Here is a 15970-nt window from a genome sequence, read left to right on the forward strand (position 1 = left end):
GCAATTAGTTTTTCTTGGTTTTTATTGGGATAGATCCGAATTTTATAGGCTTTATGTTTCAACATATGATCCACCTCGTTTTTATACTTTCATTATACTTTACGGAACGTGTGTTTGCAAATGGATTTGAGATTAGATTTATAGCTCCCAGGCGTCCATTCATCCCACGATTGAAATCGCGGGTGTTCTGAACATTTTTATAAAAAGTTAGCTCAGACAGAAAAGCAATCTCTGAATCATTCTTTCGAGACATTTGTGGAAGGGGTTACAAAACGAGATCCGAAACTCATCTACACTACATATCTATCATTAGTAGAAAATGACATAACGATAAATAAGATTCAAACTATTCGTGGAGCATTCTATTTCCATTTCACTGATCCAGATGGAAATGTCTGGATGATTTGCGAACCAACTTATAATAAAACATAAATGATTATTTTAATCTAAAAAATTTTTAGTAATTATGTGTAAGGTTTCCTTTTCCTTTCCCGTTTATTATATGAAGACATCAATACTTAAATTAGGAGGAAAAAGTATGATCAAAATTGGAGCAATATTTGTCCCGGTACGTAATGTAGAAAAAGCAATCGAATGGTATAAAGAGAAGCTGGAACTTCATCATGTAGGTACATGGCCTGAAGACACTGGAGCAGACTTTTATTTTACAACTGAAAAGCAATACTTATCCCTTGTTAAAGTGGAAGAAAAACAGTCAGGCACGTTTCATGTAAACAAAGACCAGACGCTGCCCTATTACAATTTTTCAACAGATAATCTAGAGGCTTATCGTAAAAAGCTCCAACGAAAAGGGGTGACTGTAACCGACATCGAAGATCTTGGTCCAGTAGTAGGGTTTGACTTCTTTGATCAAGATGAAAATATGTTTAGCGTTGTCGTGGATAAAGATAATGATCAATATTTTTACGTAAAGGAAGAATAAACTAGAAGGTCAAATCATTGGATATACCGGTTATTCAAATTTCGGTAAACAAAAATGGATGTAAAGGAATGATTAGACATGGATAAAAGCTTATTGGATGGAGTTGGGGTATTTGTACCAGTTAGTGACCTAGCGGCATCGACAAAGTGGTATCGCGAAATGTTCGGATTTGAACTATTACATCAAGATGAACCTGAAGCAAATGTATTCATAATGGGGAATAGAATTGTCACATTTTGTTTGGTGAAATCAAATGAAATTGAACAGCCAACATTTCCTAGAAACAATTACAGTGTGGAACATTATTTTAATTTTCATACAACCGACGTGGACAAAGCTCATCAATATTTTATCGATAAGGGGGCTAATGTTAGCAAGATTCATCAATATGATGGTTTAAGAGGATTTAATTTATATGACCTCGATGAAAATGAGTTTGGCGTGGTAGGGTAAATCGGGTGCTTTCTATTATAACAAAATGGTTTAGATGATGAATAGTTAACTCAGAAGGGGGAGTCTATGAACAACAATATCATTACGAAAGGTCCATTACTATTTGTTGGTTTTCGTTTACAATGTAAAACATTAGAGGAGTATCAAATGGAAATTCCGAAAGTGACCAAAAAGTTACGCTCACGTCTTGACGAAATAGTTCATCAGGTAGATGAACATTTTACCTATGGTATCTTCAAAGCAGAAGCAGATGAGTCAGAAGATGGTTATTGGGTTTGTATGCAAGTTCATCGTGTACAAAAGATTCCAATTGATATGGAAGTTATTCACGTTCCCGAAATTAAATATGCAATGATCCATCATGAAGGATTGCCAAAAGACATTCATCAGACATACAGAAAGCTACACCAGGAAATAGAACGAGCAAAATTAAAGCACCAACCAACTAAATGGACATTAGAAGAATATGACCATCAAAAAGAACAAACTAAGCATATGATATATGTAACCTTGTATGACCCGATTTCTTAAGCAATACGAATAATCATTTGCATCCTCTAAGATAGGCAGGTTGATACTGTGATCCGGGAAATTTTATATGAGCAAATTCCTGTAAAAAATATTTCTGATGCTGTGCCATGGTATACGGAAGTTTTAGGCTTTACATTTATTTGGCATAACGAAGACGAACAGCTTGCACAACTTAATTTACCATCTGGACAAATGTTATTTTTATTCGAAACAACAGATCAAACAAATACAAATTTTTCACAAAACGGTACCCTTCATGGTGCAGTAGGTTTTCATACAAAAAATATCGAGGAATTATACCATCATTTAAAAGCATTTGAAGTAAACGTAACCGACATTAATAATGATGGAGAAAATAAATTTTTAAACTTCTATGATCCAGATGGAAATTTGTTCAATGTTCAATGTGATGGGTAAAGAATAAAAATAATGGGGGAATAATCATGAATGTACGTATTGAAAAAAAGGATCCTTTAAAAATTGTCGGAATGTCATTATCGGTTTTACTTCAAGTTGAACGAAAAGAGAAGCTTATTACTAATTTACATGACACATTTGAAAAACGTGTACATGACATAAAAAACAAGAGTCATCCTACTTTATCCTGCGGAGTATTTATTGACCCGCCAAATTATCGACCTGATGAAGATGAGTTTCAATGGATTGCGGGCGTAAAAGTGGATGAATTTTCTGATATCCCTGAAGATATGGTTAGATATGAACTTCCAGAGAATCTTTATGCCATCATTACATATAAAGGCCCCAAAGGGGAAGCTGGTCATATTTATGATGCTTTGTATCAATGGGTAGATCAGTCTGACTATACGTTAGCTGATAGCTACGGTATAGAGGTTTATATCGATAGTGAAGAAGATGAACTTGAAATGGATTTGTGTTTTCCTATTAAAGAATAGAATAAGAATAAAACCCTAGAAATATCACCCTCGTTATTTCTAGGGTTTTTCTATTAAACTGTTGAATCGGTCCGCCTATACAGGAACAATAAAAATGGGCTTAACGTAATGAGCAATGAAACAAAAGCAACTTTTACATCAACTGAAAATAAGAAAAGAGTGGTCACCCATGTATTATAGAAAAAGTGTAAAAAGATGACTGTTTTAAAACCGTATCTTTTATAAACAAAATAAAATAATGGGCCGGTAATAATGATAAAATCAATGACATACAAATACCAAGGGAACATATCATATCCAATATGGAGGATCCCCCACAATACAGACGTAGCAATGACCGATACAATAACCCCTAATCGGTCAAAGGAAGGAATCATATAATTTCTAAAAATGGACTCTTCCGTAATTGCTGCACTAAGACCGATAAATAGAGAGAAAATCGGTAACATCCATACATCCAACTGAATAAGTGCCCCATGATTCAAAACAGGAGATACCCAAGCCCCAAAAAAGCTAGCAATAAAAAAGAAAGATTCACTTAAAGCAAGACTAATTATTGCAGCTAATAATCCTAACCAAATTGGCTTTTTAAAAGATAATAATTTTGTGCTGACTGTTTGTTTTGACTTTTTCCAACGAATCATTAAAGTTGCAAAAGTTAAATAAGTCATTAAAGCCGGTTCAATCATTCCTATTCCTGATATTGCTCCACCCATGGCATTCGTTAAGTAAAACCAACCAAATCCAGCTACAATAGTAAGGAAAAGTGGTCCAATAAATCCTTCTATTTGTTTTTTCACTAGTTTAATAATAAGGTGGATTGTCACAATGAAAAACATCACGACTAAAAATAAAAAGATGATAATGTATAAAATCATCTGCCCTGTCGAATCCACTTGTTGAAGTGGATAATTTTCTGCTAATCCATAATGATCAAATTGCACGATATCGTTATTGATCAAATAAACATCAACCATTTTTGACACATTGTCAAAAGAAGTTTCAGCAACAAATGTCTTTTTTACTTCCCATTCCGCAAATATACTATTATCACGCTCTTCTGATTGGAGTTCATAACCTGCTCCAAATTGGTCTATAACAAATTGCTCCACATTATCTGTTGCAATATTAATAGATGTGGCCGAAGTCAGTTCGCCATTTTGTGGATTGACTTGATACGCCTTTAGAAATGTATCAACTTCAATGGTGTAAAGTGGGACTTCCTTTTCTAAAATAGTTAGTTGCTGTTGATCTAATTGCTTCTCATCCACATACCTGCCAATACTATTATTTGCAACTGCATCAACATACATCGCTTCCTCTTCCGTGATCGATGGAATATGTAACTGTTTTGCTGAATAATCTAATGCATTAAAAATATCTGACTTTGTATAGTCTGGTAAAGAATAGCCGGAAGAAGAATTACCAAAAAACATTAGCAAAATATATGCTATCAATCCAATTCCAGCAAAAATGGTTAAACGCCGATTTTTCATCACATAATCTGTCCCTTCTCAGAAAACGTAGCTTATCGCCAAGCTTTAGTTGCATTTATTCGGTAAGAAAGTTTTATATTTTCTTATCTGCTAAAAAGTAAAACCTATTACGACGATTACATTATATCCTACCTTTTCTTTTATACAGGATTTTTTATAAAAACTTTATAATATTTATATTTGCAGTGGCCCGGAAATTTTTCGTGACTCCGAGTAAATAAAACTATCTAACACTGTATTCCATAGTTAGCTGCACACATAAAACGCCCCCAAATAAGGAGGCGTTATACACTTTGTGTCTTTTTTAAACTGTCTCTAATGTCGATTCATTTTTTGCAAAAGAATATTTTTCCTCGATAAAAATTTGATGCCAAATCATAAAGATAAGTACAGTCCAAATTTTTCTAGAATGATCACTTTTACCTTGTCTATGGTCTGTCAACAACTTTAACACAACCGTCTTATCAAGTAAATGATCCGTTTCACTTTCTCGAATTAACCCCTGAGTCCAATGATAAAAACTGTCTTCTTTAAGCCAATGTCTAATCGGGACAGGGAAACCGAGCTTTTTACGGAATAAAACACTTTCTGGTACGAGATCGGAAAATGCATTCCGTAACAATAATTTTGTAGTTCCTCCAGCAATATTTTCATCTACAGGAATCTTTCTCGCTACTTCAAATACTTCCTTATCCAAAAACGGGAGACGAAGTTGTAAAGCATGTGCCTTCATCATTTTATTTCCTTTTAATAATATATCACCAGGTAACCAAGTGTGCATGTCGATGTACTGCATCTGTTGTACTAAATGATCCTCTGTCACGTTTCGATACAGCTTTTCTGTTATTGTTTGGTAAAATGCGTTCTTATCATATTGTTTTAGTAACTCCTCTTTCTCATTTTCTTCAAACATTTTCGCATTACCAATATATCGATCCTTTAATGGGGTCGTCCCTCTTATAAGAAAACTTTTTCCTTTCACCCCTTCAGGCAATGTTGTTGCAATTTTATTAATAACATGATTGATACCATTTGGTATAGCCTGAAAAACTTTTAGTGAACCTGGCTCCCGATAAATATTATAGCCTCCAAACAATTCGTCAGCACCTTCCCCTGATAGGACTGCTTCCACATGCTTTTTCGCTTCACGAGCTACAAAGTAAAGTGGAACACAAGATGGATCTGCTAACGGATCTTCCATATGCCAAATAATTTCAGGTAACTTTTCGATATATTCCTCTTGGGAAATAACGTATGAGATATTATCTACGCCTAGCTGTTCAGCAGTATTTTGGGCCACTTCAATTTCTGAAAAGCCTTCATGCTCAAAACCGACTGTAAATGTTTTTATGTTTGGATTCACTTCTTTTGCAAGTGCAACAATTAAACTTGAATCTATCCCGCCAGACAGTAATGATCCTAACGGTAATTCTGTTCGCATATGAATATGAACAGATTCAATGAGCACATCCCTAATCCAAGAAATCATTCGTTTTTGTTCTGTGATTACTGGCTGAAATGTTGCATGAAAATAACGTGCAAATTCAATTGGTTTGTTCAACTCTTTTATAAAATAATGTCCAGGCTCTACTTTACGAATATTTTTCATTAAAGTAAGAGGTTCGGGAACATACTGAAAGGTGAAATAATGTTGTAATGCTTCATGATCTATCACTTTTGCATCGTCAAGTGCAGAAATGATATATTTTTCCTCCGTGGCAAAAATGACTTGCTTTTCGCCCTCCACATAATATAATGATTTACTTCCAAAACTGTCTCTTGCACCATACACAATTTTATCTTTACTATCCCAGATAAAGATGGAAAATCTCCCACGTAAATGAGAGAAAGCTTGCACATTCTTATCTAAAAAAAGTTTCGCAATAACTTCTAAAACTGATTCGGAATCAAAATGGTATCCGTCTTTTTTTAATTTATTACGAAGTTCAACGTCATTATAAATCTCACCATTTAAAATAAGTGTATACCTTCCATTACTGAAATGATAAGGCTGTTGTTCGGGTAAAAGATCTTCTGGACATAATCCGCCAAATCCTATTGCAACATGATCGTCAACAAAGTACCCTTTACTTTTAAAGTTCTCTACTTGTTCCTCACTAAATTGGGAATTTTCGTTGTTTAACACAGATAAATGTCCACACATATTTTTTCATCCTCTTTTTCTTGCTTTCCATTTTTATAAGCATTTAGACTTAATACAATATTCCTAATAATCAGTTTTCAAATGTTACACTTAGTTCTATGTTACATCTAATTCTATGTATCCTCCCATTACATTTTTTTCCTTTAAATCATACCACCTTTTTTCATTACATACAATAGTATTTTGGTGAATCTTCATTAATTACACATCATTTTACTTAAATTGTCAAAATTAAATCGTTTTCATTATAAGGAAATTAATTCCATGTAAACTTGTGCAAGCGGCGATGCTCCTTCTTAGTATTCCTTTTTAGAACATATCCTCTACAGTTCGTCAGTACGTTTAGTGTCGAATCAATGGACACTGCCGATTTCTCATCATACAACTTACCATTCTTTTTTAATCACATGCATTCTTTCTTGGAAATTCTTTTCTACTTCCTAATAATAAAATAGAAAAGTTTAGATATCAGAAAGAAATGGTAAATATTTTTTAAAGATTGTTTGTATTCATTCCTTTTTATTGATTATTTTAATTTTACATTCTAGTTTATCTAGGTAAAATGACTTTTACGTTAATGGTCGTTTAACTATTCAAATGTTTACAGGCATCATTCGTTTTACTGAGTCTTCAGTCCTAGCGCAGTCAACTTGCTCCTTTTCGCAAGTAGTTGCAAAAGCTGTTCTATTTTTACCATCACCATTCTTTTCTACCGCTTCTTTTACTCAATGATTTCTGCTGGATTGCTGCTTCGCATTAGCCTTGCATGGTCGCCAACATCTCCAAGCTCATCAATAAATGATGGATTCATTTATCATGTATTCGCGTATCCTTAAGTCAAGCGCTGCACGTCCATATTACTCACGTAAATAAGGTATTCTTCCTGCTCCCTTTAGTTGAATATCGAACCGTTCTCCTAGGCGGAATTTGTTCTCAAAAAAAGGCGCTCTACTATCCCTCAAATTTTCAAATGACCAAGCAATGTTCACTTTTTATTATGTTATGCATATGAACAAAAAAAAACCTTAAAAACAGTAAATTGTTTCTAAGGTTGTTACAGTTATACAATTTCGACATCAATAATACTGGTCAACGATATATTAAATCCATCTTCATTCCATAAAACGATATACCCTTTTCGTTGATCGATTCTTACTAGTTTCCCGCTTAATGTTAAAAATTCTCCTTCCTTATAATAAGTCATTTCAATATTTACTTGATGTTTTAATGCATATTTTAACGTTTGATCTATTTCATTCATCTTCTGTTCATTAAGGATTGGCTTTTCTTTATATTCAACAAATACTTCTTTTAATAATTCAACATGTTCCGGTAACATGGGCGATACCCACCTCATTGTCCCACGCTCTTGTACTTCCATTATACAATACCTCCATTCGTTACTCGCTTCGTTCTATTTATGTTAAATGTCTGATCCTTTTCGGATATAGCAATACGTTCGTTCGTACAGGAAATATTATCAATCATATGCTTGGAAAACTTCACGAAACGTTTGTTCCTATACTAACATAATTTCCAGTAAAAAACAAGAACAAATATTCCCCTATTAGTTGTTTTCACCTACTTCGTTACATATAATGAATCATACGTTCTCTTAAGGAGTGGGAAACATGGATTATTCACATTATCCACGAAATGATATCCTTTGTATTGATATGCGCTCTTTTTATGCAAGTGTGGAGGCAGTAAAGCTTGGGCTCGATCCAATGAAAGTGATGCTCGCTGTCGTTGGGGATAGGAGTCGATCTGGGAGTATTATACTTGCCGCTTCACCAGCTTTAAAAAAGAAACATGGGATTAGTAATGTTAGTCGTTTTTTTGAACTCCCAAAAGACCCTGCCATTCATATTGTGCAAGCAAATATGGCGGATTATTTACATGTTTCATTAAACATTACAAAATTATTAAATACTTTTGCACCAAAAGAGGCAATTCACCAATATTCAGTTGACGAAGTTTGGATCACAGTAAATGGGTTAGAAAAATTATTCGGAAATCGCGTTGAAATTGCTGTGAAAATTAAAGATAAAATTCTGTCCAACTTTGGTATTACGAGCGCAATTGGAATTGGCGATAATAAATTTTTAGCAAAAGTAGTGATGGACTTACATGCAAAAAATGCAGAAAACGGGATTGCCAAATGCACATATGAAGATGTACAAAAGATGTTATGGCCTTTTTCAGTTGAAAAAATTTGGGGAATTGGTTCTAGAATGAAAAGAAATTTATACCGCTTAGGGATTACGACACTCGGACAACTTGCGCAATTTCCCCTCGTTTCTTTGAAAAAGCATTTTGGGGTAATGGGTGAGCAACTGTATTGGCACGCATGGGGGATCGATTTAAGTCCTGTATTCGGGGATTTTACAAAAACAACACAAGAAAGCTTCGGTCATGGAATTTCTTTATTACGTGATTATACGAAAGAAGATACCTTCGTCTGTATATTGGAGCTGTGTGAGGAAGCATGTAGAAGAGCTCGTACCGCTAAAAAAGTGGGAAGAACGATTCATTTAGGAATTGGTTACTCATCCGAGACTGGTGGAGGATTTAGTCGTTCTCGTTCCATTTACGCTCCGACGAATATTACGATGGAAATGTATATCGTTTGCATACAACTTTTTGAAAAATTTTATGATGGGTATAGTAAAATAAGAAAGGTCTATGTCACATTAACGAATTTAAGCGAGGATGGCGATACACAGCTCGATTTATTTAGCAAGCGGCCGGAAAATAAAGATATTGGCTATGTCATGGATACCATTCGAGATAAATTCGGTGCGACTGCCATTTTACGCGCTTCCAGCTATACGGATGCAGGGATTACATTAGATCGTAGTAAAAAAATTGGTGGGCATTGGGCGAAAAGTTGACTAATAGTGCGTGTTCAAAAAGGCCGATAAAAAGGACCAAGAAGTTCCACTGTCTAAAAACGCCACGTCCTGGGACTCCGCTAAATGCTCATCCCATCGAAAAGCATTGTGGCAACGCCAGTGCTAGAACGTCCTGTTCGTCGAAGGCGGCGTAGCTATGAGGAACGGAGCGTATGCTCTTACATACGTGAGTACCTAAAAAAGCAAGCTTAGAAAACTTGGCTTTCGCTAAGCTTTTACAGCGAATGCCTTAGTTGCACTTATGCAGGAAGAAAGGATTTATCCTTTCTTAACTGCCAACGCAGAAATTCGATGTGTCATTTTTGTTGGACCTTTTGAACATCCTTTAATACTTAAAGTAGGTTGGCAGCTTTCAATATCCATGTTAAGGTAAATGTAAAACATGAAAGGAGTTCACAATGGATAAAGCTAATAAGCCTCATTTTAGTCCAAGTATGACCGTTCAAGAATTTAATCAACATTATTGGTACAAAGAAGAGCTTAGACAACTATGTAAAAAATACAACTTATCATCATATGGGACAAAAGCAGAATTAATAGAGAGAATAAAAGAATTTTTAATGACAGGAAAAGCGATCACTGATGTAAGGAAAGAAAATTACGATAAAAGACAAAAATCTTCCTCAAAAGAAATAACATTAGAAACACGTTTAATCCCTGACGGTTTTAAATTCAATCAACAAGCACGGGAATTTTTCAAACAATATTACGGTGTCTCCAAGTTTTCCTTTACGAAACATATGGCTGCAGCACTCAGAGAAGCTGAGAAAAATAACAACTTACAGATGACAGTAGCTGATCTGATGAAAGTATATGAAAATGGAAAGAAGGGACAACAAACAACAAATCTTCCAGAAGAACAGACATATCAATGGAATAATTTTGTCAAAGATTTTCATCGCGATACGAAAACAAAAGATTTACATCCTAAAATGGAGGTTGCTGCCTTACTATGGCAAGCCGTAAAACAAAAACCTGGATCAAAAAAATATAGAAGTGAACTGCTGAAAACGTATAAAGATGAAATAGAAGTGGTTATGAAAAATAAGTAATAGTAAAAAAAGATAAAAACAGCTCACATAAAATTTTAGAGCGAAGTCCCTATAGGAATCTTTAACTAGACTATAAGCAAACACCAATTTTTTCATAACATGTTATGGACTAAATGTTTGTAAAACAGTTCCTTTCCCTTGTTGCACACATACCCTGGCATATGCACCATTAATGAAAGTAAGTTGCGGGGGCAAGTGACCACAGTCAATATCGTAAATGATTGGTATTTGTAATTCGTTTCGAAGGTCTTGATAGACATCTTCAATCGTATAATCTTCTACAGGCATATTGGCATCACTTCGTCCAAACAATATAGCGGAACAATTTTCAAACCATCTGGCCAACTTCATCTGCACAAGTGTTCTTCGTAAATCAGTTGTTTTTAAATGACAGTTTTCAAAATACCAAATAATTGGTTCTCCGATATGTTTTTCGCTAAAATGTTGGACATCCCCAAATGGAGTTCCAATCAAATGCCTTATGACGTCAATACAACCACCAAGTAATCGACCTGCTACATTTATTGGCTCATTCGGAGTTGTTTTCCAATACGTATGCTCCGTAAAATGAAAGACATAAGGGGAACATGTATTAAAATCCCATTCCTTCTGATATATTTTAGAGGAATGTTGAAGGATGGATGCACCTGTTTTAGTTGATAAAACGGGCTCCCACATAGCCGTTGTTTCATCCGAATATTCTCCATGTAAATCTACTAAATTCGTTCCGTGGGCAGTAGCTATTCCTGTCATTAAAGTGACTGCAAGCAGCAATACACTTGTATCAGAGTAACCTAAAATCCATTTCTTTTCTAACTGATTAAAATCAATAAATTCCAAGATTTCAATGAGTAGCTCACCTCCCCACGGTGGAATGACAAGATCGATTTCATTATCTTTCATCATTTGAGTAAACTCAGCCGCGCGTTGTTTCGCTGGCGCCGATTTTGCCTTTTCCTGCGTCCAAACAGTGTCGCCACAAATCGTCTTAAATCCCTTTATACTTTGGCGATTACATGCCGATTTCACAAGATGATGTAATTCTGCTTCGACTCCAGATGAAGGTGCAGTTATCCCGATTGTTGCACCTTTTTCTAGCAGAGGGTATTTAATCATGAGATCACTCTCCTTTTCAATTTACCATATCATACCATACTATTTTCAAACGAGTAGATGACTAATGATTCATTGATTAGTCAACCTCTCACATGGCCAACCATACGGTTCACGACTTAACCTTCTAAATATCTAAACTCAAAAATGTAGATAATTCTTTTATCTCTCCATTATGCCAATAACCATTGTGAAACTCCCAAAGTAAGAGCTATAGACTTTCTCCCATGAAACTAAAGTATTGATTGCAATGAACGAAACACTTGTTCTGTTCTATTTTTTCTAGTATGATAGAACTAGTTAAATTTCAGAATATTTACATAGATTCGGATGTGGTATAATGGATACAATATTATTGACAGAGACGCCTTCGTTCGCAAAGCCCGCACAAGTTTATTTTCTGAAAGAGCAAAAAAAGGAATATACGAATCATGATATGTTATTTAAGCAACTTATTCGTTACTTCTTTACGGATTTTTTGAAGGCTTTTTTTCCAGATATGTATGAGCAAATCGATTTGGAATCCATCCATTTTTTGCCTGAGGAAGTGTATACGAATGTCGTAAGGAGAGACATACGAAAACTTGATATCGTAGTCGAGGTGAAACAAAAAAATACAGATGCGTTGATTATTATTCATGTAGAACCGCAAAGTTCAGTTCAATACCAGTTTAATAAGCGAATGTTCCAATATTATAGTTTGCTTTACAACGAGTATCAAAAACCGATTATTCCGATTGCTGTCTTTAGTTATCCGGAAAATTGGGAAAAAAATGAATTTACAATTCAAGCGTTAGGTACAACCTATTTGCATTTTCGGTATCATACATTACACTTGAGGAAAATGTACTGGCGAGATTATTTAAGGAAGGAAAATCCCGTTGTGGCAGCATTTCTTTCAAAAATGGGATATAAAGAGGAAGAACGTTATAAGGTAAAGGTCGAATTTATGCATTTATTATGGCGTTTGCAACTGGATGAAGCTGCGCAACGATTAATTTATGGTTTTTTTAATTCTTATTTACAATTAACGGGGGAAGAGGAGGTAAAATATATGGAAGCAATGGAAGACTTTGATGATGCGGAGGAAATGAAGAAGATCATCATTCCATATGAGGAAGAACTGAAGCATAAAGGACGAGTTGAAGGAATTGAGGCCGAACGTAAGGGAATTGCCCTTAAAATGCTGGCGGATGGATTTACTGTGGAGAAAATTATGCAATTAACCAAATTAAAGCATGATGAAGTAGAAATATTGAAACAGCAGCAAATCTGATCACCCTCTACATTGGCAGGGTGATTACAACGGCCTTAATTTTTTATCCAAATTTATTTAATAATCTATAATGCATAAATACTCGGTTCGGTGTTATTCAAGTGAATTCACGCTAGACTAGATAAAAACACTCCAAAAGTTCTATTTTTGGAGTGTTCCATTTTCTTGCTCATTTAAAATGAACTAAGAAATATTTTCTTCTGCCACGACGAATAACGGTAAATGTATCTTCTAGACGATCTGCACTTGTTACGACATGTTGGACATCTTGATTACGATCTCCATTAATGTAAATGGCTCCATTATTTATGTCTTCGCGCGCTTGACGTTTAGACGAAGAGATTTTCGCTTCAACGAGTAAATCAACTAAAGATAGATCTGTTTTTTCCGCCTCAAACGTAGGAACATCTTTGAAACCTTGTTCAATTTCATCTTTCGTAAGTGCTTTTACATCCCCACTAAATAATGCAGTTGAAATCTTTATCGCTTGTGCTAAGGCAGCTTCACCATGCACCATTTTCGTCATTTCCTCTGCTAAACGCTTTTGCGCCTCCCGTGCACCTGGATTTTCTTCTACAGCCGTTTGTAGTTGTCCAATTTCATCCTGCTCTAAAAACGTAAAGAACTGAATAAACTTAATGACATCACGATCATCTGTATTGTACCAGAACTGGTAAAATTCGTATGGGCTCGTCTTTTTCGCATCAAGCCATACCGCTCCACCTGCTGTTTTACCAAATTTTGTTCCATCTGCTTTTGTAATGAGTGGTACTGTTAAGCCGAAAACCTTCGTCTCTTCATCTCCACGAGAACGACGGATAAATTCCATTCCAGCAGTAATATTTCCCCACTGATCACTACCGCCAATCTGTAGTGTACAGTTTTCTTGTTCATGTAATTGTAGAAAATCGTAAGACTGCATCAGCATGTAGCTAAATTCAGTGTACGAAATTCCTTGTTCAATACGGGACGAAACAGCATCTTTTGCTAACATATAATTTACGGTAAAGTGTTTTCCAACATCTCTTAAAAATTCGATGAACGTTAATTTAGCTAGCCAATCATGGTTATTTCTTGCCACAGCAGCATTTTCACCGCTATCAAAGTTAAGCAATCCAGCTAATTGGTTACGAATACTTTCCGTAAAGCCATGTACGACACTTTCTGAATTTAATGATCTTTCACTCGTTCTTCCACTTGGATCACCAATCATTCCTGTCCCACCACCAATTAATGCAATCGGACGGTGACCAGCTTGTTGAAATCTTTTTAATATCGTAATTGGAAGTAAATGACCAATATGCAAACTATCGGCCGTAGGATCAAAGCCACAGTATAAAGTTACTTGGTTTTCCGCTAAATGTTTTTTTAAACCTTCTTCATCTGTCGTCTGCTGAATTAGTCCTCTATTTTTTAAATCTTGTAAAATATTCACTTGCTTCACTCTCCGTAATCTAAGTTTTTGAAAATATAAAAAAGCCCCATCCCTAAAAAAGGGACGAGGCATTATACTCGCGGTACCACCCTTGTTGTAAATAAAATAACTTATTTACCACTTGGCATTGTTAACGATGATGTCACCGTCTTATTTACGATACGTAAAAAGAATTGCTCCAGACTGTAATTCGTAGAAACAAATATTACTAACTTCCACCAGCCGTTAGCTCGCTTTAAAAGGGATTTGCTCCACTACTTCGGTCGTTCTTCACAAATTTTATTCTGATCTAATTTTAACCATATTCCAAATAAAAAGGCAAATTATTTACTCATAAAATAGATCACGTTTTTTCTCTGACTGACTATAACACTTGTATATTCAGTATACTAGATCCCGTCATTGATTAATTTTCCATTTGGCACCTTTCCCTCCTTCATCCACTCTTCAACCATGTGATTAAAACGATCTGGTTCAGCTAATGGTATACCATGTCCAATATTAGGTAAGATAACTCCTTCACAATGCGGGTTATGTTTCACGATATCGACGGCAGACTTTTTCATGATCCCTTTTTCCTTTTCGCCGACAGTTACTAATATTTTCGCTTGTACCTTGCTAAAATTTTCAGGTATTTCAAACGCCATATTGTCTTTTAATATGTTAATGAGACTATCTTGCTTCATGTTAGAACTTTCTTCATAATATTTTTCAAAGTACTCGTCCCCAATATAAAGCGTTTTTGCTTGAAGTTTTGAAAATGTTTTATTTTTAATGAATGGAAATGTGAGTTTGACAGATGGACTTATAAAATATTTTGCAAACGGGAATGGTCTAACTAATGCACTATTAATCATTACAAAATCAATTAATTTCGGTTTCATGCTTACCATTTGCATCGCAATTTGAGCTCCTAATGAAAAACCAATCACTATTACTTTTTTATTTTTAGCTTTTTTCTCGATTAACATGAGCAATTGTTCAGCACTATTCTTAATGGAGAATTCTGCAATATCATTATCTCCCTCTTGCTTCAGTAAATCTGGAACAATACAATGATAATTATTAAAATACTGAACTTGTTTATCCCACATCCATCCACTTACCCCGCCGCCATGAATAAAAAGCAGGAATGAGCCGTCTATATTACCTGATTCTCGATAAAATAAAGTCAAAAAATCCCTCCAATATGTTATTTCCTATCATCATTTGTTTCATTCATAGCTATCGTCTGTAATTTTTCTAATATCTTTTTTAAATGTTTCAAATCCTCTAAAGACAACTTCCCATAAACCTCTTGATTAATTTGATCTTTCAATGCAGTTAAATCATGGAAATATTGATCGGCTTTATCGGCAAGTTTCAAAATGATTTCCCGCCTGTTTTGTGGATTAACGGTTCGTTCAATATATCCCTTATCATCTAATTTATTTAAAATTTGACTTATTGCACTTGTTGAAACATTTAATTTAGTAGCTAAATCTTTCGTTGAATTTATCCCTTGCTTAATTAACTCTAACATTAATACTTGTTTAGCTGTTAACTGATTATCTAATTTATCCTCAAATTTATTCGCTATTAATATATTAAAATTGTTTTGTAACCTATTTATTTGCCTAATTTGTTCCTTTTTCATTCCATCCACCTTCGCTAAGTTAACTTAATTATAAAGTAACCT

General features: G+C 34.8%; 16 protein-coding genes and 1 other annotated feature. Of the genes, 8 read left to right on the forward strand and 8 right to left on the reverse strand.

What is annotated here, in order from left to right:
* A partial coding sequence (locus DFR56_RS24080; RefSeq protein WP_146214335.1) for a helix-turn-helix domain-containing protein occupies positions 1 to 65 on the reverse strand: 65 nt, incomplete at its 3' end.
* A gap of 473 nt (positions 66 to 538) precedes the next feature.
* Between DFR56_RS24080 and DFR56_RS21460 the strand changes: the two genes are divergently transcribed.
* The 5 genes from DFR56_RS21460 to DFR56_RS21480 all read left to right on the forward strand — a co-directional run bounded on the left by DFR56_RS21460 (position 539) and on the right by DFR56_RS21480 (position 2841).
* Entirely contained in the window at positions 539 to 943 is a 405-nt protein-coding gene (locus DFR56_RS21460) for a VOC family protein (RefSeq protein WP_158525762.1), read from the forward strand.
* 78 nt (positions 944 to 1021) lie between these two features.
* Positions 1022 to 1396 (forward strand): VOC family protein, encoded by a 375-nt coding sequence (locus tag DFR56_RS21465; RefSeq protein WP_110397513.1) that lies wholly within the window; start codon positions 1022 to 1024, stop codon positions 1394 to 1396.
* Positions 1397 to 1462: 66 nt separating this feature from the next.
* On the forward strand, positions 1463 to 1927 hold the full coding sequence (locus DFR56_RS21470; RefSeq protein WP_110397514.1) for a GyrI-like domain-containing protein: 465 nt from the start codon (positions 1463 to 1465) through the stop codon (positions 1925 to 1927).
* Positions 1928 to 1975: 48 nt separating this feature from the next.
* Entirely contained in the window at positions 1976 to 2344 is a 369-nt protein-coding gene (locus tag DFR56_RS21475; protein ID WP_110397515.1) for a VOC family protein, read from the forward strand.
* Positions 2345 to 2370: 26 nt separating this feature from the next.
* A complete protein-coding gene (locus tag DFR56_RS21480; RefSeq protein ID WP_110397516.1) occupies positions 2371 to 2841 on the forward strand; it encodes a GyrI-like domain-containing protein in 471 nt (156 codons plus the stop codon).
* 53 nt (positions 2842 to 2894) lie between these two features.
* On the opposite strand, the gene DFR56_RS21485 is transcribed toward DFR56_RS21480, so the two are convergent.
* The 3 genes from DFR56_RS21485 to DFR56_RS21495 all read right to left on the reverse strand — a co-directional run bounded on the left by DFR56_RS21485 (position 2895) and on the right by DFR56_RS21495 (position 7882).
* A complete protein-coding gene (locus tag DFR56_RS21485; RefSeq protein WP_146214356.1) occupies positions 2895 to 4337 on the reverse strand; it encodes a CPBP family intramembrane glutamic endopeptidase in 1443 nt (480 codons plus the stop codon).
* 304 nt (positions 4338 to 4641) lie between these two features.
* Positions 4642 to 6501 carry an asparagine synthase (glutamine-hydrolyzing) gene (gene asnB / locus DFR56_RS21490; RefSeq protein WP_110397518.1) on the reverse strand — a complete coding sequence of 620 codons (1860 nt, stop codon included), beginning with the start codon at positions 6499 to 6501 and terminating at the stop codon, positions 4642 to 4644.
* Positions 6502 to 7561: 1060 nt separating this feature from the next.
* Positions 7562 to 7882: a YolD-like family protein gene (locus DFR56_RS21495; protein ID WP_110397519.1), complete on the reverse strand. Its 321-nt coding sequence runs from the start codon at positions 7880 to 7882 to the stop codon at positions 7562 to 7564.
* A gap of 250 nt (positions 7883 to 8132) precedes the next feature.
* On the opposite strand from DFR56_RS21495, the gene DFR56_RS21500 reads away from it, so the two are divergent.
* Both DFR56_RS21500 and DFR56_RS21505 read left to right on the forward strand, forming a co-directional pair.
* On the forward strand, positions 8133 to 9395 hold the full coding sequence (locus DFR56_RS21500) for a DNA polymerase IV (protein WP_110397520.1): 1263 nt from the start codon (positions 8133 to 8135) through the stop codon (positions 9393 to 9395).
* A gap of 419 nt (positions 9396 to 9814) precedes the next feature.
* Positions 9815 to 10468, forward strand: coding sequence for an SAP domain-containing protein (locus DFR56_RS21505; RefSeq protein WP_110397521.1), 654 nt, complete (start codon positions 9815 to 9817; stop codon positions 10466 to 10468).
* A gap of 102 nt (positions 10469 to 10570) precedes the next feature.
* On the opposite strand, the gene DFR56_RS21510 is transcribed toward DFR56_RS21505, so the two are convergent.
* Positions 10571 to 11584, reverse strand: coding sequence for a S66 family peptidase (locus DFR56_RS21510; protein ID WP_110397522.1), 1014 nt, complete (start codon positions 11582 to 11584; stop codon positions 10571 to 10573).
* Between the two features lie 337 nt (positions 11585 to 11921).
* On the opposite strand from DFR56_RS21510, the gene DFR56_RS21515 reads away from it, so the two are divergent.
* On the forward strand, positions 11922 to 12857 hold the full coding sequence (locus DFR56_RS21515; protein WP_110397523.1) for an RpnC/YadD family protein: 936 nt from the start codon (positions 11922 to 11924) through the stop codon (positions 12855 to 12857).
* Positions 12858 to 13026: 169 nt separating this feature from the next.
* Here DFR56_RS21515 and tyrS read toward each other — a convergent pair whose 3' ends face one another.
* The 3 genes from tyrS to DFR56_RS21530 all read right to left on the reverse strand — a co-directional run bounded on the left by tyrS (position 13027) and on the right by DFR56_RS21530 (position 15928).
* Positions 13027 to 14292, reverse strand: coding sequence for a tyrosine--tRNA ligase (tyrS, locus tag DFR56_RS21520; RefSeq protein ID WP_110397550.1), 1266 nt, complete (start codon positions 14290 to 14292; stop codon positions 13027 to 13029).
* A 56-nt stretch (positions 14293 to 14348) separates the two neighbouring features.
* Positions 14349 to 14572, reverse strand: a binding site (T-box leader).
* A 109-nt stretch (positions 14573 to 14681) separates the two neighbouring features.
* Positions 14682 to 15467 (reverse strand): alpha/beta fold hydrolase, encoded by a 786-nt coding sequence (locus DFR56_RS21525; RefSeq protein ID WP_110397524.1) that lies wholly within the window; start codon positions 15465 to 15467, stop codon positions 14682 to 14684.
* Positions 15468 to 15484: 17 nt separating this feature from the next.
* Positions 15485 to 15928, reverse strand: a complete 444-nt coding sequence (locus tag DFR56_RS21530) for a MarR family winged helix-turn-helix transcriptional regulator (RefSeq protein WP_110397525.1) — start codon at positions 15926 to 15928, stop codon at positions 15485 to 15487.
* Positions 15929 to 15970 lie beyond the last annotated feature (42 nt).

Origin of the sequence: Pseudogracilibacillus auburnensis (assembly GCF_003201975.1) — a bacterium.
Lineage (GTDB): Bacteria > Bacillota > Bacilli > Bacillales > Amphibacillaceae > Pseudogracilibacillus > Pseudogracilibacillus auburnensis.